The sequence below is a fragment of the Modestobacter sp. SSW1-42 genome (genome assembly GCF_046635825.1).
GTDB lineage: Bacteria > Actinomycetota > Actinomycetes > Mycobacteriales > Geodermatophilaceae > Modestobacter.
In genome coordinates this window covers 300,149-321,898 of the sequence record NZ_JBISCA010000002.1, presented here as the reverse complement: position 1 = coordinate 321,898, position 21,750 = coordinate 300,149, and the positions used below count along the sequence as shown (strand labels likewise).

The window sequence follows — 21,750 nt, the reverse complement described above, 5'->3', positions numbered from 1 at the left end:
GGCCGCCGCCCGTAGCGTGGGGGTCCCGACGGTGAGGAGGGTCACGGTGGTCGAGCGGCTGACCGCGCTGGACGCGTCCTTCCTGTACCTGGAGGAGCCCGGCACCCCGATGCACGTGGGCGCCGTCCTGGTGCTGGACCGCCCCTCCGGCGAGTTCGACCACGAGGCGCTCGTCGAGCTGGTGCGCGCCCGGCTCCCGCTGGTGCCGCGTTACCGGCAGAAGGTGGTCGAGGTGCCCGGGCACCTGGCCAACCCCGCCTGGGTCGACGACCCGGACTTCGACCTCGGCTACCACGTGCGCCGGTCCGCGCTGCCCCGGCCGGGCACCGAGGAGCAGCTGATGGACCTCGTCGCCCGGCTCACCGCCCGGCCGCTGGACCGGAGCCGGCCACTGTGGGAGATGTACCTGGTCGAGGGCCTGGCCGGTGACCGCACCGCCGTGGTCACCAAGACCCACCCGGCGCTGGTCGACGGCCTCGGCGCCATCGACATCGCCCAGGTCATCCTCGACCCCGACCCGACGGCCGGCGCCGCCCCGCTGCCCGACGCCGACCCGTGGCTGCCCCGTCGTCCGCCGGGCCCGGCCGCGCTGGTGTGGGAGGCGGTCGAGGACTACCTGCGCCGCCCCTCGGACGTGCTGGAGACCGCCCGCACCGCGGTGGGGGACGTGCGCGCCACCGCCGCCCGCTGGGCCGGGGTGGCCGGCGGGCTGGCGGCGGCGCTGGCGCGCACGGCCGTCTCACCGGCGCCGGCCAGCTCGCTCAACGCCCCGATCGGCCGGCAGCGGCGGGTCGCGGTCGCCCGGGCCACGCTCGACGACCTGCGGGTGGTGCGCGCCGCGCACGGCGGGACGGTCAACGACGTGCTGCTCACCGTGGTCACCGGCGCGCTGCGGGAGTGGCTGCTGTCCCGGGGCGAGCCGGTGGTCAGCAGCACGTCGGTGCGCGCGCTGGTGCCGGTCTCGGTACGGGGCGAGGACGACGGCGCGGCCGGCGAGGTGCGGTCGTTCCTGGTCGACCTGCCCGTCGGGGAGCCCAACCCGCGCGTGCGGCTGACCCGGATCAGCTACGCGATGCGCGGCGTCGCCCCCAGCGGGCAGTCGGTGGGGGCCGAGACGCTCAGCGCGCTGTCGGGCTTCGCGCCGCCGACGCTGCACGCGCTGGGCGCGCGGGCGGCCAGCGGGCTGTCGCGGCGGCTGTTCAACCTCGTGGTGATCAACGTGCCCGGCCCCCAGGTGCCGCTGTACGCCGGCGGGGCCCGGATGGCCGAGGTCTTCCCGGTGGTCCCGCTGGTGCGCGGTCAGGGGCTGGCGGTCGGGCTGACCAGCTACGACGGGACGGTCTACGTCGGCCTCAACGCCGACCGCGACAGCGTCAGCGACGTCGACGTGCTCGCCGACCTGATCGAGCAGGAGGTCGCCTACCTCGTCGAGTCGGCGACCAGCTGAGCGAGGACGCTCTGCCCTCCCTCGCAGGCTCGCGGCGGGGCCCTGCGAAGGGGCCGGGTGGACGGGCGGCGGGCCGGTGGGGCCCGGCCTGGGAAGATCGCCGGGCCGGTGACGTTGGTGTCGCTGTCACACGACTGAACAGGGGGACCGGGTGCGCGTGTACCTGCCGGCCACGACGACCGTGCTGCAGCGGCTGCTCGACGAGGGCCGGCTGACCGGCCCGCTCACCGTCTTCACGGTCACCCCGCAGCTGCGGGAGGCCTACGAGCTGAGCGAGGACGACGAGGAGCTGGAGTACGCGGCCCTGATCGCTGCGGCGCGGGCCAGCCTGCGGCTGATCGACGTCGACCCGGGCGCGGCCCGGCGCCGCGTGGTGCTGGCCGCCGACGTCCCGGAGTCGACGCTCACGCCGATCGTCGACGAGGGCGCCGACCCGGGCGCGGCGCGCACCACCGCCGACGTGGCGACGGCCGACGTCGCCAGCGCGCACATCGACGTCGCCGAGGCAGAGGACGACGTGCGTGCCGCGGTGGGCGTGGTGCTGGAGGCCGATCTCGGCAGCTCCGATGCGCAGTTCGTCGTCGACCAGGCCGAGGGCCACGAGCTCGCCTGGTACGCCACGCAGGAGATCGGCCCGGCGCTCGAGCTCCTCTGACGGCTCACCCGGCGTCCGGGCCGGTGCGGTGCCGCGCGACCTGGACCCGGGTCGCACCGCGGGCGTCGACCAGCCAGCCCGAGCCCGGGCGGGCCGGGAGCGGGGTGCGCGGCACCCGCAGTCCGAGCAGCTCCGCGTCGCCCGGCGCGGGCTGCAGCAGCAGGGCGGTCCGGCTGCGGCGCAGGCCCGCCGCCGCGCCCCGGAACGAGGCGGCCAGCTCCGCGGCGGTGCCGGAGGCCAGCACCAGCAGCTGACCGCCGGTGCCGCCCAGGGCGTCGGCGACGTCGTCGGGCAGGCCGGTGAGGTCGTCGGCGAGCACGACCGTCCGCCGGCCCTCCTGCCGGGCCAGCCAGGCGCGCACCCCCGCGGCGTCGGTGCGGTCGAGCTGGTCGGGACCGGCCGGGCCGCGCGGGTGCGCCAGCGCGGCCACCGGGACGCCCAGTGCGCGGCAGTGCCGGCCGAGGGCCGCGAGGGTCGCCGACCGTCCGCTGCCCGGTGGCCCGACGACCAGCAGCCCACCGGTGCGCGCGGCGTCCAGCCCGACGGGCGCCCCGTCGTCGCCGCCGGGCCCGAGCGGCAGCTCCAGCGCGACGGCGTCCCCGGAGGCCGGCGGAGGCAGCGGCAGCGCGGGGTCGACCGGCAGCTGCACCACCCGGACGGCGGGGGCCCGCGGCCCTCCGCGGGGCTGCAGCGGCGACCTGGGGAGGGCGAGCTGGCACTCGACCGCGTCCTCGCCGAGCAGCGCCCGGCCGGGTGGGCGGTGGCCCGGGACGGCCCGCGCGGCGACGCCGGCCACCGCGTAGTCGGCGCGGTCGGGCAGCGGCAGGACCAGCCGGGTGCGCACCGCGGCGGCCAGCCGGCTGCCGGGGACCGCGCGCTCGGCGGTGAGCACGACCGTCAGCCCCACCGCCGCGCCGTCGCGCACGAGCCGGAGCAGACCGCCCGCGCCGGCGGCGGGGTCGGCCTCCTCCAGCTGCGCGGTCAGGCTCTCCCAGCCGTCGACGAGCAGCAGCAGCAGCGGGTCGTCGCCGCCCGTGCCGGCGCGGCGGCGGTCGACCTCGGCGACCAGCCGGGACACCAGCCGGGCGCTGCGGTGCGCGTCGTCCCGGCCGACGGTGGTGCCGGCGTGCGGCAGGCCGGCGGCCAGGGCCGCCACCGCGCCACCGCCGTGGTCGAGGACGTGCACCTGCAGCCGCGCCGGGCGCAGCTGGTGCACCGCCTCGCCCAGCACGGTGTGCAGCGCGGTGCTCCGCCCGCTGCGTGGACCGCCGACGAGCAGGAGGCCACCGCCGGCGGACAGGTCCAGCTCCAGCGGCGCCTGCCGTTGCGCGTCGGGGGAGTCCTGCAGCCCGATCCGCAGCACCGTCGGCGGTCCGCCCGGTGGCGCGGGGTCGAGCGCGGCAGCCGGCAGCCGGTCGGGCAGCGGCGGCAGCCACGGGCGGTCCGGAGCGCCGGTCCCGTCGGCCCGGGCCCGGTCGCCGAGGGCCCGGACCAGCCGCTGCAGGTCGGTGGTGCCCGGAGCCCCCGCGGGTGCCCGGTGCGCGCCGGGGGCGGGAGGCCAGGGGCGGCGGGTGACCGACACCGTCGGGACGCCGGCCTCCGGGCCGGTCGACACGCGCGCGACCTGGAGCAGGACCGGGGCGCCGTTGCCGGTGCGCAGGTAGGCCCGCCCCGGCCGGTCGGGCGGCAGCGCCGCGGGCAGCGTGCTGCCCAGCACGTCACGCGCGTCGCCCTCGTCGGTGGTGCGCAGGCAGAGGCGCAGCGAGCAGTTGGCCCGGATCTCCGGGCTGACCACACCCGCCGGGCGCTGGGTGGCCAGCACCAGGTGGACCCCCAGCGAGCGGCCGCGCTGGGCGGTCCCGACCAGCCCGCTGACGAAGCCGGGCAGCTCCTCGGCCAGCGTCGCGAACTCGTCGACGACGATGACCAGCCGGGCGGCGGGCACCTCGGCCGGCAGCTGCGCCAGGTCCCGCGCGCCGTGCTCGGCGAGCAGCCGCTCCCGCCGGGTGAGCTCTGCGGACAGCGAGCGCAGCGCCCGCGCGGTCGACTGGACGTCCAGGTCGGTGAGGACGCCGACCGTGTGCGGCAGCGCCGCCGCCTCGGCGAAGGCCGCGCCGCCCTTGTAGTCGACGAGCAGGAGGCTGCAGCGGTCCGGCGGGTGGTGCAGCGCCAGGCTCGCCACGAGGGTCTGCAGCAACTCGGACTTCCCGGACCCGGTCGTGCCGGCCACCAGGGCGTGCGGTCCGTCGGCGACCAGGTCGACCGCCAGCGGCCCGGAGCCGGTGGCGCCGAGCACCGCGGTCAGCCGGGCGCGCGTGCGGTGCCAGACCCCGGTGGCGCGCTCGGTGGCGGGGGCGATCGACAGCCCGCCCGCGGGCAGGTCCAGCAACCGGGCGGTGTCGGGCACCCCGCCGGCCTGCACCGGCCCGGCCAGCGCGGCCAGGTCGCGGGCGATGCGGTCGGCGGTGTCCTCGGCCACGGCGTCCAGGGTCAGCGGCCGCTCCCGGTCGGCGCCGGGGACGCGCAGCCGCGCCGAGGTGCCGGTCTCGCCGGTGACCTGCAGGCGGGCCAGCGCAGGGAGCGTGAGCCCGGCCTCGGTGTCGGCGAGGTCGACCCGCACGACGTCGGGTGCGCCGGCCACCGCGGCGGCGGTCCGCGGGTCGACCGGCCCGTCCAGGACGACGAGCGTGCGCGGTCCGCCGTCGCCGGCCGGGGTCAGCAGCTCCGCGGGCAGCGGCGCCCCGTCCGCCCGGACGGCGACCAGGTGCGGCAGCCAGCGCGACCAGCGCCAGTCGGCGACCTGGCGCCGTCCGCAGACCAGGACGATGCGCAGGTCGGCGGGCGGGTGCAGGACGGCGAGCTGGCAGACCAGTGCGCGGGCGGCGGCGACGGCGACCGGGCGCGGGCCCACGATGCCGACCCCGCCGGTGGCGCCGAGCGGCACGGTGACCGGCAGGTGCTCGGCCTCCGCGGGGGAGCGGGAACCGTCGGGCTCGACGCGGCTCACGCCGGTCGGGCCGGGACCGGTGCCCAGCCGCGCGGGCAGGGCGTCGTCGGCCGCACGGGACCACAGCGGGCTGGCGCGCCGGCGGGCCGCGGCGGCCAGCCGGGCCGGGTCGGGGTGCGTCTCCTCCCGGAGGGCGAGGTCGGCGGCGACCGCCGCGTCCAGCTCGGCCTCGGCCCGGGCCAGGGCGGCGGCGTGCTCGGCGGCGTCGCGGCGGCGGGCCCGCCGTCCGGACAGCCGGTCGGAGGACCAGGTGGCCACCGCGACGACCGGGCTGAGCAGGGCGAAGAAGAGGAAGTGCGGAGCCGACAGCAGCCAGGCCATGAGCACGCCGCCCACCGCGGGCAGCAGCACCGCCACCCAGCCCAGCCGCCGGCGGGGGGCCTCGGCCGGCGGGGTCGGCAGCCGCACCGATCCGGTGCCGGCCGGCCCGGGGGAGGCGCGCAGCGGGCGCACGAGGACCCGCCCGCCGGGCGCGGGCGCGCACTGCAGGGCGGCTCCGCGGGGACCGGTCAGCCGCAGCGTGCTCGCCCCCGTCCGCACCGTCGCACCGACCGGCCACTCGCGGGGCTCGGTGGTGAGCCGGACCGGGGTGCCGGTGCCGGTGCTCAGCGACGACCCGTTCGACGACCCGAGGTCGGCCACGCCCACCCGGCCCTCGGCCACCGAGACGACGGCGTGCCGGCGCGAGACGTCGGGGTCGGCCAGCGGCAGCGTGCACCCGGCGCCGCGGCCCACGACCAGGTCGCCCTGCGCCAGCGGGACCGTGCGGCCGGCGTCGGGGCCACCGACCACGTGCAGCTCCAGGGCGCCGGACCCCGCGGCCGGGACCGTGCGTGGACCGGGCCGGCCCAGCCCCAGCACCGCCCCGTGCCGCAGCGGCGCGGCGGTGAGCGGGGTGTCGGCGGGCAGGGCGCCGGACCCCGACCAGAGCGCGGTCGCCGGCACCCCGAGCAGGTCGCCGAGCGGTGCGAGCACCTCGCCGAGGACGACGGTGTCGGTGGCCTCGACGTCGACGTCGACGGCGCCCTCGGTGGTGTGCAGGGTCCAGGTGCGGACGCCGGGTCCGCGGTCGGGGAGGGTCACGGCCGGTGCCGTGGACGGGGAGGACGCACGCAGGGATGCTGCCGCCGCAGTGCCCGCCGTGGGGCCCGCGGCCGGGATCTGTGGACGGCGACCCGGCCTGTGGACGGCGGCGGCCGGGGAAGCGGTGGCGGCCCTACCTTCTAGCCCACCGGGAGGTGCCCGGACCGAGGAGGAGCCATGAAGGTCGACATCGCGACGCTCAACACGATGGCCGGGCAGTGCCAGGCGGAGGCGGCGGACACCACCGCCCGGCACGCCACGCTGTCGGCGGGCATCAACAGCTCGGTGCTGGCGGGCTGGACCGACAGCCAGGCGGCCGTGCAGTTCAGCGAGCTCCACGAGAAGTGGCGGCAGTCCAGCCAGGGGGTCAGCGACGCGCTCACCGGCATGGGCCAGCTGCTCAACAGCGTGGCGGCCGCCTACCAGCAGCACGAGTCGGAGATGGCCGCCCGGATCGGTGCCCTGCTCTGACCCGCCGGTCAGCCCGGGGGCGAGCTCGTCGCGGGTGCTGCGTCGGCCGACCGGCGCCGTGCCCCGACGAGCCGCTCCCAGGGCAGGATCGAGGCGATCGCGATGCAGTGCGGCAGGAAGATGATCGTCACCCCGGCGAACACCATCAGGTGGAACCCGATGAGGAACGCGACCAGCGCGATCCGGGCCCGGTCGCGGCGCACCAGCAGCACCAGCGGGGTCAGCGCCTCGAACACGAGCATCAGCCACTGCGCCGCCGGCAGCAGCCACGGCACGTCCAGCGTCCAGTCCGACAGCGGGGTGCCACGGCGGATCACCGCCCAGGTCAGCGTGGCGCCGGTCGCCCAGTTCCAGCCGCCGAAGCGCATCTTGGCCCAGAAGGCCAGGAAGTAGGTGAGCACCACCGCGACCAGCACGAGGGCCATCGCCCAGCCGGCGGCCTCCGAGGACCGCCGGTCCCTGAAGTGCGCCCGCCCGATGGTGGGCAGCACGGCCAGGGCCACCAGGAAGGCGAACCGGTCGTGGTCCACCTTCCCGTAGCTCATCGCGATGACCATCCACTCGAAGTAGAGGGCGAAGACGGTCAGCCCGAGCACCCGCGGTGCGCGGCCGCTCGCGGCGGCCAGGGCGGCGAGCACCAGCGCCCACTGCACGACGACCACGACGGTGTGCGTCGGCGTGGGCAGGTGCAGGACCCGGGCGACCAGCAGCGGCTGGTACCAGTCGGTGGGGACGTCGGCGTGCGCCCGCACGAAGGTCGTCGTGAGGAACACGTCGACCGGGATGAACAGGTAGGCGATGACCCGGAAGACCGCGATCCGGGCCAGCGGCACCGGCCGGAACCACCAGCGCTCCCGCGTTGGCGCGGCCGGCGGGCTCGCCACGGCGGTGCTCACTCCGTCGTCCCGACGGGGGAGCTGACCACGACCCGGTCGGTGAACCCGCCGGTCTGCACCCCGTCGCGCAGCTCGAAGTCGCGCTGGACCACGTCGACGCGCACCAGCGGCTCGGCCGACGGGTTGCGCCGCACGTACGCCTCGCCGAGCGCACCGAGGAGCTCGGGCTGCTCGATCACCCGGCCCAGTTGGCCCTCGAACTCCGCCCGGCGCAGCCCCACCTCACCGCCGGACATCCCCACCTCGGTGCCGTCGGCGGTCACGCCCACGACCCGGGTCGAGCCGACGGGGGCGTCGTTGCCGGCCCGGCCGGCGTACATCAGGAACGGACCCACCGGGAAGTCGTCGTCGCTGCCCCAGGCGGTGCCGGCCAGCGTCAGCGCCAGCAGGACCCCGGCGACGGCCAGCCGCCAGGCGCGGGCGGCGCGGGGCAGCCGGACGACCTCCTCCTCCGCGGTCGGCTCGGGAGCGGTCTGCAGCTGCACGCGGGCATCGTAGGTTCGCCCCGCACCCCGGCGGTGTCACCGGCGCCACCGGCCGGCCCACCGGCCCCAGCCGCCGCAGCGGTGCGGTCAGCAGCGGGGGAGCACGTCCCAGCCGGCGAGCGCGGTGACCACGCCGGGCGCCATGTCCAGTGCGGCGAGCCCGGCGGCGTCGACGAACACCGCGTCGTCGGCGTCGTCCCCGGCGACCGGTCGCTGCCCGGGCGCGGTCAGGGTGCACAGCCAGTCGGTGACCAGGAAGACCACGCCGTGGCCGGCGACCCGGACCGCCCCCAGCACCCGCTCCGGCCGCACCGCCAGCCCGGTCTCCTCCGCGAGCTCCCGCACCACGGCCTGCTCCTGGGTCTCCCCGACCTCCATCCGCCCGCCCGGCACCGACCACAGGCCGGCGCTGGGCGCGTGACCGCGGCGGATCAGCAGCAACCGGCCCGCCTCGTCGTGCACCACTGCGCCCACGCACGGCACCTCGGGCACCGGCTGGTCGGGTGCAGGGGAGTCCACGCCCGCAGGCTACGGCTGCCGGTGCCACCGCCCCGGTGACGCGGGCGGCTCGACGGTGACCGATGCTTGACGCGGCTCCGGCAGAACAGGACGGTGAGCGGCCATGAGCGTGTCCCCGGTGTGCCCGCGGTGCGGGGAGGTCCTCGTGGTCCGGCCCGGCTCGACCGGCGAGGGCTGGTGCCACGTGCACGCCGCCGTCACCCCGCTGCACCACACCGCCGTCATCGCCCACGACGCGATCAGCGCGGTCTGCGCCGACGCCCGCGTCCCGGCCTGGGTGCCCGACCCGATGCCCGGTGGCTGGGCGGTCACCGGGCTGGCCTGGGGCGGCGAGCCCGGCGCCCGCGCGATCGTCGTCGCCTGCGCCGGCCCGGCCCCGCTGGGCGGACCGGCCGAGCTGGTGCTCGTCGCCGAGGAGCCCGGCACCGGCCTGGGCTGCGGGTACGCGGGGCTGCCCGGGGTCGACCCCGGCGACCTGGTGTCCGGGCCCTCGCACGCGGAGGTCCAGGCGGCCGGGCAGCGGGCGCCGCTGTGGATGGTGCCCACCGTCGACGACCGGGCCGCCTACGTCGGGGAGGCCCACGGCGTCTGGCTGTGGCTGGTCACCTGGCCGGCGTCCGCCGCCTGGCTGCTGGCCGAGGACCTGTCGCTGCTCGACCTGCGCGACCGCGTGCACCCCGACCTGCCGCTGGGCCCGCCCACCGACCGGCTGCTCCCCGGCCGCTGAGTGCCCGGTCCGCCCTGCGCATTCGTCGTCCGTCCCCGGCGTGGCGGCTGGTGCTCCGGGTGGGGCGGCTGTTACCCATGTGTCGCGGTCCAGCTGGCCGTCGTGGTGCCGCGCCCTCGTCGCGTCCGCCTGGCCACCTGAGGAAGGAAGCGCGCACGTGCTGAAGAAGGTGCTCACCTGGCTGGCCGTCGCCTTCGTGGTCTTCTACGTCATCCAGCGACCCGAGGACGCCGCCGGGATCGTGCGCAGCGCGGGCGCCGCCCTGGGGGACGCCGCCGCCTCGCTGTCGGCCTTCGTGGGCTCGCTCGTCTAGTGCGGTCGTGACCGGCCCGCGCACGCGCAGGCCCCGCTGGGGCAAGGACGCCGAGAAGTACCTGCTGTCCGACGAGCCGCCGGTCATCGCCACCCGCCGCCACCCGGCGGTGCTCGCCCGGCCGCTGCTCCGGGGCGTCCCGGCGCTGGCCGTCGGCATCTGGGTCCTGCAGCTGGACCCCACCAACCGGGTCTCGGCGGTCGTGGGGCTGGTGGTCGTGCTCGGCGCGCTGGGCTACCTGGCCCTCTACGTCGCCGAGTGGTGGGTGCGGCACTTCCTGGTCACCCGGCGCCGGGTGCTGCTGACCTCCGGGGTGATCATCCGCACGGTCGCCGTCATGCCGCTGCGCCGCATCACCGACCTGACCTGGAAGGAGACCTTCTGGGGGCAGGTCCTGGGCTACGGCACCTTCCGGTTCGAGTCCGCCGGCCAGTCGCAGGGCCTCGACGTCATCGACTACATGCCGCACGCCGACGCGCTCTACAAGCGGCTGTCGGAGCTGATGTTCGGCACCGACTCCTCCTCCAACCCGGTCAGCTCCGACGAGGACGCCGAGGGATCGCTGGCCGCCGACGACCGCGGTGCGCCCCAGGCGCCCGAGCAGCACATGCCCCGGCCGCTGACCAACGGACGCCGGCACGACACGGCGCCCATCCCGCGGCTGCGCCCCACCCGGCCCCGCAACCCGCTGGACGACGACTGACCGCCCGGCGGGCCGGAGAGCGCGTGCGGCAGGCTGGGGGCGTGCGCATCGACCTGCACACCCACTCCTCGGTGTCCGACGGCACGGAGAGCCCCGCCGAGCTGGTCGCCACCGCGGCCGCCGCGGGGCTGGACGTCGTCGCCCTCACCGACCACGACACCACCGCCGGCTGGGCCGCCGCGGCCGCCGCCCGCCCGGCGGGGCTCACCGTCGTCCCCGGCATGGAGCTGTCCTGCAGCTGGTCGGCCGGCGAGGGGGCACCGGTCTCCCTGCACCTGCTGGCCTACCTCTTCGACCCCCTGCACCCGGCCTTCACCGCCGAGCAGGCCCGGCTGCGCGCCGAGCGGCTGTCCCGCGCGGAGCTGATCGTGCGCGCGCTGGCCGCCGACGGGTACCCGGTGGTCTGGGCGGACGTGCTGGCGCGCAGCGGCGGTGGCGTGGTCGGCCGGCCGCACGTCGCACGGGCGCTGGTGGACGCCGGCGTCGTCGCCTCGGTCGACGAGGCCTTCGCCTCCCTGCTGCACCACCGCAGCCCGTACTACGCGGCCAAGGTCGACACCGACGTGCTCGAGGGCATCGCGCTGGTGCGCGCGGCCGGCGGGGTGCCGGTGTTCGCCCACGGGCTGGCCACCTCCCGCGGCCGGGTCGTCGACGACGCCGCGATCGAGGCGATGGCCGACGCCGGGCTGCTCGGCCTGGAGGTCGACCACCCCGACCACCGGCCCGACCAGCGGGCGCACCTGCGGGTGCTGGCCGACCGGCTGGGCCTGCTGTGCACCGGCTCCAGCGACTACCACGGCACGAACAAGCGGACGCCGATCGCCGCCTGCACGACCGAGCCCGACCAGTACGCCGCGCTGCTGGCCGCCGGCACCGGCTCGCCCGTGCTGACCGACTGAGACCGTCGCACCCGCGGGCTACCGTGGACCGGTGGCGACCGCCGGTGACCAGCTCGAGATGCCGGGCATGCCCAAGCGGCTGTTCTCCTGCACGCCTAGCAAGCTGGCCACCTTCGCCGACTGCCCGCGTCGGTACCGCTTCGCCTACCTGACCCAGCCCCGCCCGCCGCGCGGCCCGGCCTGGGCGCACAACACGGTGGGGGCGGCGGTGCACGCGGCCCTGCGGTCGTGGTGGGACCTCCCGGTCGAGAAGCGCACGCCCGCCGCGGCCCGGCAGCTGCTCCACACCGGCTGGTCGAGCGCCGGGTTCCGCGACGACGGGCAGGCGCAGACCTGGCGGGCGAAGGCGGCCGGGTGGCTGACCGACTACGTCGCCGACCTCGACCCCACCGACGAGCCGGCCGGCACCGAGCGCACGGTCGGGGCCACCACCGGGGCGCTGGCGCTGTCGGGCCGGGTCGACCGCATCGACCGGCGCGGCGACGAGCTCGTGGTCGTCGACTACAAGACCGGCCGCACCCCCAGCACCGAGGACGACGCCCGCAGCTCGCCGGCGCTGGCGCTCTACGTGCTCGGCGTCCGGCGCACGCTGCGCCGCGCCTGCCGCCGGGTCGAGCTGCACCACCTGCCCTCGGGCACGGTCGCGGCGTTCGAGCACACCGACCGGTCGCTGGCCAACCACGTGCGCCGGGCCGAGGACATCGCCCTCGACATCACCGCCGCGACCGAGGCCCTCGACGGCGGCGCCGACGTCGACGCCGCCTTCCCGCCGGTGCCCGGGCAGCAGTGCAGCTGGTGCGACTTCCGGTCCAGCTGCCCGACCGGCCAGGCCGCGGCCCCGGCCCGCGACACCTGGAGCTTCCTGCCTCCCGAGCCCGCCCCGGCCGACTGAGCCGGGTCAGCCGCCGGTCGCGCCGCGCACGGCCAGCGACACCGCCAGCGCCAGCATCACCACCGCGATCAGCGCGTCGAGCACCCGCCAGGCGGCCGGCCGGGCGAACACCGGCCGCAGCAGCCGGGCGCCGAAACCCAGGCCGATGAACCACAGGGCGCTGGCCACCGCCGCACCGGCGCCGAACGCCCACCGGCGCTCGGCGTAGGTGCTCGACAGCGAGCCGAGCAGCACCACGGTGTCCAGGTAGACGTGCGGGTTCAGCCAGGTCAACGCCAGCGCGGTGCCGACCGCGACCGTCACCCGCGTGCGGCCGCCCCCGGCGTCGGTGACCAGGGCGCTGGGCCGCAGCGCCCGGCGGGCGGCCATCAGCCCGTAGACCAGCAGGAACGCGGCACCGGCGAAGCAGACGACGGTCACCACGTCCGGCGCCCGGGTGACCAGGGCACCGGCGCCCCCGACCCCGGCGGCGATCAGGACGACGTCGGAGAGCAGGCAGACGGCCACGACCGCGGCGACGTGCTCGCCGCGCAGCCCCTGCCGGAGCACGAAGGCGTTCTGGGCGCCGATGGCGACGATCAGCGACAGGCCCAGCCCGAGTCCGGCGGCGGCAGCGGTGAGCAGGGCGGGTGACATGCCGTCGACGCTAGGGCGCCGACGACCGTCACTCCAGCTGTCTTTCCTGATGCACCTGAAGCGCGTCTAATGACGGGGTGGACCTGGACCTCGCGCAGCTGCGCGCCCTCGACGCGACGGTCACCGCTGGCACGCTCGACGGGGCGGCCCGCGCGCTGCACGTCACGCCGAGTGCGATCAGCCAGCGGCTCAAGGCGCTGGAGGCCGCGACCGGACGCGTCCTGCTGGTGCGCAGCAAGCCGGTGCAGGTCACCGAGTCCGGGCAGCCGGTGCTGCGGCTGGCCCGGCAGGTGGCGCTGCTGGCCGCCGACGCGACGAGGGAGCTGGCCCCCGCGGACGGCGACCGCGCGGTCACCCTGCCCATCGCGCTGAACGCCGACTCGATGGCCACCTGGGTGCTGCCCGCGCTGGCCCCGCTCGCCGGCGACGTCGCCTTCGACCTGCACGTGCTCGACCAGGAGCACACCGCCGCCCTGCTGCGCGACGGCCGGGTGATGGCGGCGGTGACCGCGGCTGCCGACCCGGTGCCCGGCTGCACCGTGACCCGGCTGGGCGGCATGCGCTACCGGCCGATGGCCACCCGGCAGTTCGCCCGCCGCTGGTTCCCCGACGGCGTCACCGCGCAGGCGCTGGCCCGGGCGCCGGTCGTCGTGTTCGACCGCACCGACGAGCTGCAGCACGGCTACCTGCGCGCGCGGGGGGTCGACCCCGCCGTCCCGCCGGTGCACCACGTGCCGGCCTCGGTCGACTACGTCACCGCCGTCACGCTGGGCTTCGGCTGGGGCATGGTGCCGCCGCAGCAGGAGCCACCGGGCGGGCTGGAGGAGCTCGACCGGGACGGCGGCGTGGACGTCGTCCTGTACTGGCAGCAGTGGCGGCTGCGCTCACCGTCGCTGGACCGGGTGGCCGACGCCGTCCGCACCGCCGCCCGCCACCACCTCGACCAGCGCTGACCGGACGCCGGGGTCCTCCCTCAGGCGCTGAGCGGCTCCGCCTGGGCCACGCGCTCGCGGGCGGCCCGCACGATCGGGGACTCCCGCACCCGCGCCGGCACCGCCAGCGTCGCCTGCCGGAAGGCCCGCAGGCCCGCGGTCGCGGCGGCGTCGGTGAGCCCGAAGCCGGGCAGGCCGTAGAGCCGCCGGGCCCACTGCGGCAGCGTGGCCGCCCCCAGCGAGGCCAGCGTCGCCCAGGCCGGGCGGGCCGGGGTGAGCAGCTGAACCCAGCCCGGCATCGGCGGCACCAGGATGAACCGCGACGCGGTGCGGGCGGCCGGCGTGACCGCCAGCTGGGCCTGGACGCCGTCGAAGTACGCGGCCAGCTCGGCCTCGGTGCGCGGGACGTCGGCCTCCTCGCAGCCCACGAGCACCGCGGCCACGACCTGCTCCTCGACGTAGCGGTCGGCCTCGGCGTCGGTGAGCGGCACACCGGCGCGGCGGGCGGTCGACAGCAGCGAGTCGACCTCGCAGTTGTGCACCCACAGCAGCAGGTCGGCGTCGTCGACGTTGAAGCGCCGGCCGGTGGTCTCCTCGACGCCCGCCTTGCCGCGGTGCAGCCCGCGGACCCGGCGCACCTGGCGCAGCGCGTCGCGCCGGGTGCCGAAGGTCAGCGTCGCCACGTACTCGGCGGTGCGGGTCAGCCGCGCCCACGGCTCGTGCTCGAAGGCCACCGAGAACTGGTGGACGCCGTCCATGGCCACCGGGTGCAGGGCCTGCAGCAGCAGCGCGCGGATGCCGCCCACCGAGAACGCCGGGTCGCTGTGGATCCGCCAGCTGACGCTGTCGGGCCCGAAGAAGCCCAGCAGGTCCTCCTCGGGCGTGAAGTCCTTGATCGACGGGGTCGGCCTCACGACTGCGCCCCGACGGTCTGCTCGTCGCGCCGGACCGGGACCGCGGCCCAGGCCGACAGCAGCACGGCGACGGTGGCGTCGGTGTTCTCGATCGCGGGGGAGTGCCGCCCCGGTGCGATCACCTCGTGCCGGGCCCCGAGCCGGGCGGCCATGTCGGCCTGCACGGCCGGGGTCCAGGCGTCGTCGTCGACGCCGTACGCGACCAGCACCGGGACGCCGGTGGCGGCCAGCTCGGCCACCCGGTCGGGCTCGCCGACCAGCGCCTCGGACATGCCGCGCAGCGCGGCCGGGCCGCTGCGGCGCACCACCTCGAGCCGGAACGCGGTCGTCTCCGGCGGGACGGCGGCGCGCGCCGGCTCGGCGGCCCACAGCTCGCCGAGCGTGCCCGCCAGCAGGTCGGTGCCGCCGACGTCCAGCAGCGGGGACAGGTGGGCGATGAGCTCGGTCGACGGGCCGGTGAGCGCGGACGGGCCGCTGTCGAGCAGGGTCAGGGAGTCGAACAGGGTCGGCTCGGCCAGCACGGCCGCGCGGGCGACCAGGCCGCCGAAGCTGTGGCCGAGCAGGTGAAGCGGGCCGCTGCCCTCCGCGCGGAGCCGGCGGCCGACGGCGACCAGGTCACCGGCCAGCTCGTCGATCGAGTAGCGCGCCGGGTCGTCGGGCCCGGCGGACTCGTGCTGCCCGCGCTGGTCGAGCGCCACGACGCGCACCCCGGCAGCCGACAGCGGGGTGAGCAGCGGGGCGAAGTCCTCCTTGCTCCCGGTGAAGCCCGGGACCAGCAGGGCGGTCGGGCCGGCGCCGCCGGTGTCGAGCGCGGCGAGCTCCCCGGCGGTGCCGGGCAGCGTCACCGGGGTGGCCGTGTGTGCGGTCAGCTGGCCGAGCACGCCGGCGGCCGGGGCGACCGGGTCGGCGGAGGCAGAGGGGGCTGGGGCTGAGCCGCCGGGGGAGACCATGCCCCGAGTGTGCCCCGCCGTCCGGTCGTGCGCCGCCGAGCCGGCCGAGGCCGGTCGTGCGGCGGCGTCAACGGTAGGAGCGGACCTCGCCGGCCGTCGCGTGCACGACCACCGGACCCAGGGTGGCGGTCCGGCCGCCGGCCGGGATCCCGTCGACCCGGGCACGGGACTGCTCGGTGCCGTCCGCGGTGGTGCGCCGTACGAACGCGCCGTCCTCGGGGACGGTGAGCGTGCTCGCGTCGGCGGAGACGGCCGGCAGCCCCAGCGCGGGCAGCTGCCAGCGGGCCAGGCCAGTGGTGCGGTCGAGCGCGTAGAGGGTCCCGCGCGCCCACAGCAGCGCGACGTCGCCGGTCCCGGTCTGCAGCAGCGGCTCGGTGAGGGGGTCGGCGCCGGCCGGCAGCGGCAGCTGGGTCAGCGTGCTGCCGTCGGCGGGGGAGAGCACCAGCACCCGGTCGCCCAGGACGACGTCGACGAGATCGTCGGCGCCGGCGATGCGGGCGGTGGCCGCCCCGGTGTCGACGTCGCGGGTCCACACCACGTCGCCGCTGAAGCCGTCGAGCAACTGCACCTGCAGCGCGCCGGCGCAGCGCTGCAGGACGACCACCCCCGCGGTGCCGACGGTCGAGCCCACGACCTGGCAGTCGGCCGCCGGGTCGTGGTGCCAGCGCAGGGTGTTGCCGGTCGGGTCGAGGGTGTCCAGGCCGGTGGAGCTGCTGGCCAGCACGATCCGTGCGGTGCCGGTCAGCTCGACCTCCGGGCCGAACGGGACGTTGCGGTACCAGTCGCGCACGCCGGTGGCGGCGACCAGGCCGACCGCCTCGTCGCAGCGGCCGGTGCCGCGGAACACCGCGACCACGTTGCCGTCGACGGCCGTGGCGTCGCACAGGGTCGCGTTGGCGCGGCGGTAGTGCCACGCCTCCTGGCCGGTGGCCGGGTCGACCATGGCCACGCCGCGCGCGTCGGTGACCAGCACGCGGCCGCTCTGCACCACCGGACCCGGGTCCGGCGCGAGCGCCGCCGACCAGGACTCCGCCAGCTCACTGGCCGGCGCGGACGCCGGGACGTCGGGCGCCGCGCCGGCGGTGGTGCTGGAGGTCGCCGCGGCGTCCGAGGTGCGCCACAGCAGCACGGCGACGGCGGCCACCACGAGGGTGGCCGCCGTCCAGACCCAGATCCGCAGCGGCGGGAGTCGCCGGGGCCGGGCGCCGTCCATCAGGCGGTGGGCTGCTCGCCGCCGGTGCTGCTGCTGCCGCCGCTGCCACCACGGCCGCCGCGACGCCGACGCCGGCGCGGGCGGGCCGCGCCGTCGGCACCGACGGACTCGCCGGAGCCGGGGGCGGTCAGCACGGCGGCGTCGCCCTCGGCCGCCGGGGACCCGGGCTCGGCCATCGCCGCGGCACCGGCGGCCGCGGCACCGCTGCCCCGGGTGCGCTGGCGCGGGCGGCTCTTGCGGGGGCCGGGGGCGGTCTCGTCCTCACCGCGTGCGCCGTCCCGGCCGCTGTCGCGACCCGGGCCGGAGTGGTCGCCGGTGCGGCCGGCGGCCTTCTGCCGCTTGCCGGTCTCGCCGAGGTCCTCGAGCGTCTCGGCGCCCAGGCCCTCACGGGTGCGCTGGGCACGGGGGAGCCGACCGGTCGCCGTCGTCGGCACGTCGAGGTCGGTGTAGACCCACGGCGAGGTCGAGTAGGTCTCCGGCGGGTCGGCGTAGGGCAGGTCCAGCGCCTTGTTGATCAGCTGCCAGCGGGGGATGTCGTCCCAGTCGACGAGGGTGACCGCGACGCCGGTGCTGCCGGCCCGGCCGGTGCGGCCGATCCGGTGCACGTAGGTCTTCTCGTCCTCGGGGCACTGGTAGTTCACGACGTGGCTGACGCCGGTGACGTCGATGCCGCGGGCGGCGACGTCGGTGGCGACCAGGACGTCGACCTTGCCGGCGCGGAACGCGCGCAGCGCCTGCTCGCGGGCGCCCTGGCCGAGGTCACCGTGCACGGCCGCGGCGGCGAAGCCGCGCTCGACCAGGTCGTCGGCGACCTTCTGCGCGGTGCGCTTGGTGCGGCAGAAGACCATGACCAGGCCGCGGTCGCGGGACTGGAGCACCCGGGCCAGCAGCTCGGGCTTGTCCAGGTTGTGCGCCCGGTAGATGAACTGCGTGGTCTGCGGGACCGTCGAGCCCTCGTCGTTGCCGTGCGCCCGGATGTGCGTGGGCTGGGTCATGAACGACCGGGACAGGGTGACGATCGGGCCGGGCATCGTCGCGGAGAACAGCATCGTCTGCCGCTTCTCCGGGACCATCGCCAGCACGCGCTCGATGTCGGGCAGGAAGCCCAGGTCGAGCATCTCGTCGGCCTCGTCGAGGACCAGGGCGCGGACCTTGCCCAGGATCAGGTCACCGCGCTGGGCCAGGTCGAGCAGCCGGCCCGGGGTGCCGACGACGACCTCGACGCCGGCCTGCAGCGCGGCGATCTGCGGCTCGAACGCGCGGCCGCCGTAGATCGCCTGGACGCGGATGCCGCGCTTGGCACCGGCGGCGGCGAGGTCGCGGGAGACCTGCACGCACAGCTCGCGGGTGGGGACGACGACCAGCGCCTGCGGGACGCCGTCGCCGCCCTCGGCCGGGGGCACGACGCGCTGCAGCAGCGGGATGCCGAAGCCCAGCGTCTTGCCGGTGCCGGTGCGCGCCTGCCCGATGAGGTCGTTGCCGGCCAGCGCCAGCGGGAGGGTGAGCTCCTGGATGGCGAAGGTGCGGGTGATCCCGACCTCGGCCAGCGCGGCGACGATGTCGGGGTGGACGTCGAAGTCGCTGAACAGCGGGCTGTCGCTGGCGACGGGCGCGCCGCCGAGCTCCTCGACCTGCTGCTCGAGCTCCTCGGGGGCGGGGGCGCCGGTCTCGGCGCGCTCCAGCTCGGGGGCCGGGATGGTCTCGGTGGGGGTGTTCTCGGTGGAGGTCAGTGCTCTCGCCTCGGTCTGGTGGGGGACCAGGAGCGCTCGGCGGTGCCTGGAGTCAGGCGTTGCCCGGCGGCGCTCGCCGGTCCCGGGGGTCGGTTCCGGGATGTTCGATCCAAGCGCCGACGCGGCCAGCAGACCGGGCGTCAGGTGCGGACGGCCCGGGAGACGGCCCTCGTCGGGCCGGTCTCGAGTTGATGTCCAGCGGTCATCAGCGCACAGGGATGTAGCACGTTCAGGAACGGGCCCGGAGGCCCGCCTGTTCCATCCTAGCCTGGGGCTACCGTTCACCCCCGGGATCCGGCGCCGACGGCCGGGCGGGGAGGCCCGTGCACGCCCGGCGCACGACGAGGGGGGAGCGGATGTCCGAGGTCGAGGGGCAGGCCCGGCGCGGGGCGGTCGTGGAGCTGCTGGGCGTGCTCGCCTACGCCGAGCTGACCGCCTTCGACCGGCTTGCCGAGGACGCCCGGCTGGCCCCCACGCTCGACGGGCGCGCGGCGCTGGCCCGGATGGCCGCCGCGGAGATCACCCACCACGAGCGGCTGGCCGCGCGGCTGCGCGAACTGGGCGTGGACGTCGTCGCGGCGATGACCCCGTTCGTGGCCGCGCTGGACGCCTTCCACGACGGCACGCACGCCAGCACCTGGCTCGAGGGGCTGGTCAAGGCCTACGTCGGCGACGGCCTGGCCACCGACTTCTACCGGGAGGTCGCCGTCTTCCTGCCCGCGCCCGACCGCGCCCTGGTCGAGGAGGTGCTCGCCGACACCGGCCACGCGGACTTCGCCGTCCGGGAGGTGCGGGCGGCGATCGCGGCCGACCCGACGGTGGCCGGGCGGCTGGCGCTGTGGGCCCGCCGGCTGGTGGGGGAGGCGCTCACCCAGTCCCAGGCCGTGATGGCCGAGCACGACGACCTCGCCGACCTGATCATCTCCGGCACCGGTGACCTCACCGGCGTGGGCGCGCTGCTGCAGCGGCTCACCCGGGCCCACGCGGTGCGCATGGACGCCCTCGGACTGCCCTCCTGATGGAGGACCCCGGTGCCCCCCACGCCTCGCGAACTCGGCGCGGGCCCCTGCACCGGGGCCGTTCCATCGGGTTGCCGTCGAGCGCCTCCGGCGCTCAGCCGGCGATGAAGCCGACCCGGCGGGAGTCCGCCTCGGCGATCTCCACGTAGGCGATCCGGTCGGTCGGGACGACGACCCGGCGGCCACGCTCGTCGACCAGCGTGAGCAGGCCGTCCTTGGCGGTCATGGCCGCGGAGACCTCGGCCGCGATCTCGTCCGGCGTCTTGGGGCTGTCGATGACCAGCTCGCGGGGGGAGTGTTGGACACCGATCTTCACTTCCACTGCTGGATGCCTCCTCAGGTCGGACTGCTGGTTCCCCACGCTAGTCCAGGCCCGCGGAGCCAGCCGTCCCGGCGGATGCGCCGACAGCGAACGACGGGTGCCTCAGTCGGCGTCGTCGCGGCGGGGGAAGCCGGAGATGCCGCGCCAGGCCAGCGCCGACATCAGCGACACCGCCTCGTCCCGCGACACCGTGCCCTTGCCGGCCAGCCACCAGCGGGCGTTGGTCTCGGCCAGCCCGGTCAGCCCGGCCGACAGCAGCAGCGCCCGCTCGCGGTCGGTGCCGGTGTCCTCCTCGATGACCTCGGCGATCGCCTCCGTGCAGGCGCGGGAGCCCCGGTCGGCGATCCGGCGCACCTCGGCGTCGTTGCGCAGGTCGGACTCGAACACCAGCCGGAACGCCTCGCCGTCGGCGTCGATGAAGTCGAAGTAGGCGCCCACCGCGGCGTCGACCCGGGCCCGGTTGTCCTCGGTGGCGGCCATCGCCTGGCGCACCCGGTCGGTGAGCTCGTCGACCTGCTCCTCCAGCAGCGCCAGGTACAGCTCCCGCTTGCCCGGGAAGTGCTGGTAGAGCACCGGCTTGCTGACCCCGGCGCGGACGGCGATGTCGTCCATCGCCGCGGCGTGGAACCCCTGGGCGACGAAGACGTCCTGCGCGGCCCGCAGCAGCTGCAGCCGCCGGGCGTCCCGCGGGAGGCGGGCGGCGCGGCGGGGAGCCGGCGGTGCGGTCGCGGGTCGGCTGGGCTGCATGGCGAGCGCGATGCTACCGGCGGGTCGGTGCCCCGCGGCCGTGCAGCGGTGGGCGGCGCCGCGGTGTCCTACCGTCGGGCGCGTGACCGATGCCCGGCTCTCCGACGTCCCGCTGCCGAAGCCCGGTGGGCACCTGCCGCCGTGGCCGGGGGACACGGTGCCGGTGTCCGACGGCGAGGTGTTCGTCCGGCACACGCCCTGGCGCGGCCCGCTCCCGGCCGGCGGCGCACCCGGCGGCGGCGAGCCACCGGCCGACGCCCCGCGGGAGCGGGCGCTGTACGTGCACGGCCTGGGCGGTGCCGCCACCAACTGGACCGACTTCGCCGGCCTGCTCGCCGTCCGCTTCGACGGCTGGGCCCTGGACCTGCCCGGCTTCGGTCAGTCCGCGCCACCGCGCCGTTACTCGATCCAGGGGCACGTGCAGGCGGTCGTCGACGTCCTCGAGTGGATCGTCGCCCGGCCCGGCCCCGGGCAGGGCGAACCGGTGCACCTGGCGGGCAACTCCCTCGGCGGGCTGGTGACCGTGCTCGTCGCGGCCCGCCGGCCCGACCTGGTCGCCACCCTGACGCTGATCTCCGCGGCGATGCCGGTGTACCGGGTGCCCGCCGCGCTCGACCGGGCCGTCGCGCTGGTGCTGCTGCCCGGGGTCCCGGCCCTCGCCTCCCGCCGGCTGGCCGGGGTGAGCCCCGAGCAGCGCGTGCGCGGCCTGCTGCAGGTGTGCTTCGGCGACCCGAGCCGGGTGCCGCCCGAGCGGGTCGCCGAGGCCGTGGAGGAGGCCCGGCGCCGCGACGAGCAGCCGTGGGCCGGGCAGGCGCTGACCCGCAGCCTGCGCGGGCTGATGACCTCCTACCTGCGGGTGGGCCGGGCCAACGCCTGGCGGACGGCCCGCTCGGTGCGGGCCCCGTCCCTGGTGGTCTGGGGCGACCGGGACCGGCTCGTCGACCCACGGCTGGCCCCCCGCCTGGCCGGCGTCCTGCCCGACTCCCGGGTGCAGGTGCAGGCCGGCGTCGGGCACCTGGCGATGCTGGAGGCCCCCGAGCCCACCGCCCGGGCGGTCCTGGCGCTCGCCGAGGACGCCGCCGCCCGGCGGGCTCGGGACGGTGCGTCCCGGTCGCCCGCCGGGCAGGCGTGAGCCGGGCACCGGCACGCCCGGTGCAGCTCTGCCGCCGTACCCGGAGGCCGTGAGAGCC

At 77.2% G+C, this 21,750-nt stretch carries 22 protein-coding genes; 11 read left to right on the top strand and 11 right to left on the bottom strand.

Annotated elements, in window-relative coordinates:
• Positions 1-31 precede the first annotated feature (31 nt).
• Together ACGBYP_RS06770 and ACGBYP_RS06765 are read left to right on the top strand one after the other, a co-directional pair.
• Positions 32-1,447 (top strand): WS/DGAT/MGAT family O-acyltransferase, encoded by a 1,416-nt coding sequence (locus ACGBYP_RS06770; RefSeq protein ID WP_411582504.1) that lies wholly within the window; start codon positions 32-34, stop codon positions 1,445-1,447.
• A 151-nt stretch (positions 1,448-1,598) separates the two neighbouring features.
• Complete coding sequence (locus ACGBYP_RS06765; RefSeq protein ID WP_411582503.1) at positions 1,599-2,102, top strand: DUF6912 family protein; 504 nt, start codon at positions 1,599-1,601, stop codon at positions 2,100-2,102.
• 4 nt (positions 2,103-2,106) lie between these two features.
• On the opposite strand, the gene ACGBYP_RS06760 is transcribed toward ACGBYP_RS06765, so the two are convergent.
• Complete coding sequence (locus ACGBYP_RS06760; RefSeq protein ID WP_411582502.1) at positions 2,107-6,192, bottom strand: FtsK/SpoIIIE domain-containing protein; 4,086 nt, start codon at positions 6,190-6,192, stop codon at positions 2,107-2,109.
• A gap of 177 nt (positions 6,193-6,369) precedes the next feature.
• On the opposite strand from ACGBYP_RS06760, the gene ACGBYP_RS06755 reads away from it, so the two are divergent.
• Complete coding sequence (locus tag ACGBYP_RS06755) at positions 6,370-6,663, top strand: WXG100 family type VII secretion target (protein ID WP_411582501.1); 294 nt, start codon at positions 6,370-6,372, stop codon at positions 6,661-6,663.
• Between the two features lie 8 nt (positions 6,664-6,671).
• Here ACGBYP_RS06755 and ACGBYP_RS06750 read toward each other — a convergent pair whose 3' ends face one another.
• From ACGBYP_RS06750 to ACGBYP_RS06740, 3 genes are all read right to left on the bottom strand, one after another.
• A complete protein-coding gene (locus tag ACGBYP_RS06750; RefSeq protein ID WP_411582500.1) occupies positions 6,672-7,559 on the bottom strand; it encodes an MFS transporter permease in 888 nt (295 codons plus the stop codon).
• The gene (locus ACGBYP_RS06745; protein ID WP_411582499.1) at positions 7,556-8,044 is read right to left on the bottom strand and encodes a hypothetical protein; all 489 of its coding nucleotides are present in this window, start codon (positions 8,042-8,044) and stop codon (positions 7,556-7,558) included. The genes ACGBYP_RS06750 and ACGBYP_RS06745 overlap by 4 nt, the downstream gene beginning before the upstream one ends.
• Positions 8,045-8,131: 87 nt before the next feature.
• Complete coding sequence (locus tag ACGBYP_RS06740) at positions 8,132-8,563, bottom strand: NUDIX domain-containing protein (RefSeq protein WP_411582498.1); 432 nt, start codon at positions 8,561-8,563, stop codon at positions 8,132-8,134.
• Between the two features lie 103 nt (positions 8,564-8,666).
• On the opposite strand from ACGBYP_RS06740, the gene ACGBYP_RS06735 reads away from it, so the two are divergent.
• The 5 genes from ACGBYP_RS06735 to ACGBYP_RS06715 all read left to right on the top strand — a co-directional run bounded on the left by ACGBYP_RS06735 (position 8,667) and on the right by ACGBYP_RS06715 (position 12,097).
• Positions 8,667-9,290, top strand: a complete 624-nt coding sequence (locus ACGBYP_RS06735) for a DUF6758 family protein (RefSeq protein WP_411582497.1) — start codon at positions 8,667-8,669, stop codon at positions 9,288-9,290.
• Between the two features lie 157 nt (positions 9,291-9,447).
• A complete protein-coding gene (locus ACGBYP_RS06730; protein WP_411582496.1) occupies positions 9,448-9,603 on the top strand; it encodes a hypothetical protein in 156 nt (51 codons plus the stop codon).
• 7 nt (positions 9,604-9,610) lie between these two features.
• Positions 9,611-10,306 carry a PH domain-containing protein gene (locus tag ACGBYP_RS06725; RefSeq protein WP_411582495.1) on the top strand — a complete coding sequence of 232 codons (696 nt, stop codon included), beginning with the start codon at positions 9,611-9,613 and terminating at the stop codon, positions 10,304-10,306.
• A 41-nt stretch (positions 10,307-10,347) separates the two neighbouring features.
• Positions 10,348-11,205: a PHP domain-containing protein gene (locus tag ACGBYP_RS06720; protein ID WP_411582494.1), complete on the top strand. Its 858-nt coding sequence runs from the start codon at positions 10,348-10,350 to the stop codon at positions 11,203-11,205.
• A gap of 31 nt (positions 11,206-11,236) precedes the next feature.
• Positions 11,237-12,097: a RecB family exonuclease gene (locus tag ACGBYP_RS06715; RefSeq protein ID WP_411582493.1), complete on the top strand. Its 861-nt coding sequence runs from the start codon at positions 11,237-11,239 to the stop codon at positions 12,095-12,097.
• A 6-nt stretch (positions 12,098-12,103) separates the two neighbouring features.
• On the opposite strand, the gene ACGBYP_RS06710 is transcribed toward ACGBYP_RS06715, so the two are convergent.
• Entirely contained in the window at positions 12,104-12,733 is a 630-nt protein-coding gene (locus tag ACGBYP_RS06710; RefSeq protein ID WP_411582492.1) for a LysE/ArgO family amino acid transporter, read from the bottom strand.
• Between the two features lie 77 nt (positions 12,734-12,810).
• Between ACGBYP_RS06710 and ACGBYP_RS06705 the strand changes: the two genes are divergently transcribed.
• A complete protein-coding gene (locus ACGBYP_RS06705) occupies positions 12,811-13,686 on the top strand; it encodes a LysR family transcriptional regulator ArgP (RefSeq protein WP_411582491.1) in 876 nt (291 codons plus the stop codon).
• Positions 13,687-13,706: 20 nt separating this feature from the next.
• Here ACGBYP_RS06705 and ACGBYP_RS06700 read toward each other — a convergent pair whose 3' ends face one another.
• The 4 genes from ACGBYP_RS06700 to ACGBYP_RS06685 form a co-directional block, all read right to left on the bottom strand.
• Positions 13,707-14,579: an oxygenase MpaB family protein gene (locus ACGBYP_RS06700; protein WP_411582490.1), complete on the bottom strand. Its 873-nt coding sequence runs from the start codon at positions 14,577-14,579 to the stop codon at positions 13,707-13,709.
• A complete protein-coding gene (locus ACGBYP_RS06695; RefSeq protein WP_411582489.1) occupies positions 14,576-15,529 on the bottom strand; it encodes an alpha/beta fold hydrolase in 954 nt (317 codons plus the stop codon). Before ACGBYP_RS06695 ends, ACGBYP_RS06700 begins: the two co-directional genes overlap by 4 nt.
• A 67-nt stretch (positions 15,530-15,596) precedes the next feature.
• Positions 15,597-16,742, bottom strand: a complete 1,146-nt coding sequence (locus ACGBYP_RS06690; RefSeq protein WP_411582488.1) for a PQQ-binding-like beta-propeller repeat protein — start codon at positions 16,740-16,742, stop codon at positions 15,597-15,599.
• Positions 16,742-18,757 (bottom strand): DEAD/DEAH box helicase, encoded by a 2,016-nt coding sequence (locus tag ACGBYP_RS06685; RefSeq protein WP_411582487.1) that lies wholly within the window; start codon positions 18,755-18,757, stop codon positions 16,742-16,744. The genes ACGBYP_RS06690 and ACGBYP_RS06685 overlap by 1 nt, the downstream gene beginning before the upstream one ends.
• A 71-nt stretch (positions 18,758-18,828) precedes the next feature.
• Here ACGBYP_RS06685 and ACGBYP_RS06680 point away from each other — a divergent pair, with 71 nt between their 5' ends.
• Positions 18,829-19,491: a ferritin-like fold-containing protein gene (locus ACGBYP_RS06680; RefSeq protein ID WP_411582486.1), complete on the top strand. Its 663-nt coding sequence runs from the start codon at positions 18,829-18,831 to the stop codon at positions 19,489-19,491.
• 94 nt (positions 19,492-19,585) lie between these two features.
• On the opposite strand, the gene ACGBYP_RS06675 is transcribed toward ACGBYP_RS06680, so the two are convergent.
• Together ACGBYP_RS06675 and ACGBYP_RS06670 are read right to left on the bottom strand one after the other, a co-directional pair.
• Positions 19,586-19,813: a DUF3107 domain-containing protein gene (locus ACGBYP_RS06675; protein ID WP_304610752.1), complete on the bottom strand. Its 228-nt coding sequence runs from the start codon at positions 19,811-19,813 to the stop codon at positions 19,586-19,588.
• Positions 19,814-19,915: 102 nt separating this feature from the next.
• Positions 19,916-20,560: a TetR/AcrR family transcriptional regulator gene (locus tag ACGBYP_RS06670; protein ID WP_411582485.1), complete on the bottom strand. Its 645-nt coding sequence runs from the start codon at positions 20,558-20,560 to the stop codon at positions 19,916-19,918.
• An 82-nt stretch (positions 20,561-20,642) separates the two neighbouring features.
• Between ACGBYP_RS06670 and ACGBYP_RS06665 the strand changes: the two genes are divergently transcribed.
• Positions 20,643-21,692 carry an alpha/beta fold hydrolase gene (locus tag ACGBYP_RS06665; RefSeq protein WP_411582484.1) on the top strand — a complete coding sequence of 350 codons (1,050 nt, stop codon included), beginning with the start codon at positions 20,643-20,645 and terminating at the stop codon, positions 21,690-21,692.
• Positions 21,693-21,750: the final 58 nt, after the last annotated feature.

What these genes read in the sequence shown, in the direction of transcription:
- ACGBYP_RS06710 (WP_411582492.1), bottom strand. Translation starts at nt 12,733, where the DNA reads ATGTCACCCGCCCTGCTCACCGCTGCCGCCGCCGGACTCGGGCTGGGC.
- ACGBYP_RS06695 (WP_411582489.1), bottom strand. Translation starts at nt 15,529, where the DNA reads ATGGTCTCCCCCGGCGGCTCAGCCCCAGCCCCCTCTGCCTCCGCCGAC.
- ACGBYP_RS06690 (WP_411582488.1), bottom strand. Translation starts at nt 16,742, where the DNA reads ATGGACGGCGCCCGGCCCCGGCGACTCCCGCCGCTGCGGATCTGGGTC.
- ACGBYP_RS06755 (WP_411582501.1), top strand. Translation starts at nt 6,370, where the DNA reads ATGAAGGTCGACATCGCGACGCTCAACACGATGGCCGGGCAGTGCCAG.
- ACGBYP_RS06670 (WP_411582485.1), bottom strand. Translation starts at nt 20,560, where the DNA reads ATGCAGCCCAGCCGACCCGCGACCGCACCGCCGGCTCCCCGCCGCGCC.
- ACGBYP_RS06680 (WP_411582486.1), top strand. Translation starts at nt 18,829, where the DNA reads ATGTCCGAGGTCGAGGGGCAGGCCCGGCGCGGGGCGGTCGTGGAGCTG.
- ACGBYP_RS06735 (WP_411582497.1), top strand. Translation starts at nt 8,667, where the DNA reads ATGAGCGTGTCCCCGGTGTGCCCGCGGTGCGGGGAGGTCCTCGTGGTC.